This window comes from Halomonas sp. SIMBA_159 (assembly GCF_046536035.1).
Lineage (GTDB): Bacteria > Pseudomonadota > Gammaproteobacteria > Pseudomonadales > Halomonadaceae > Vreelandella > Vreelandella venusta_A.
In genome coordinates, this window is sequence record NZ_JAWJBT010001255.1 from 1 (window position 1) to 247 (window position 247).

1 protein-coding gene is annotated in these 247 nt (G+C 73.7%); it reads left to right on the forward strand.

The genetic code is table 11. From position 1 onward, the window contains the following. A partial coding sequence (locus R0J87_RS23285) for an LD-carboxypeptidase (protein WP_498889340.1) occupies nucleotides 1–247 on the forward strand: 247 nt, incomplete at both ends.

Here is a 247-nt window from a genome sequence, read left to right on the forward strand (position 1 = left end):
CGCGTCGTACCTCGCCGGTCCCGACGATGTGCGCCGCTCGGATCTCGTCGATGCGTGGATGGACCCGGACGTGGACGCCGTCGTGGCCGCCCGGGGCGGGTACGGGGCACTGCGACTGCTCGACGGCATCGACTGGGCGGAGATGCGCCGCGGAGCGCTGCGGCGCGACGGTCGCCCGAAGCTCCTCACCGGCTCCTCCGACATCACCGCGCTGCACGAGACCATGCGCGCGCACCTGGACCTGGCG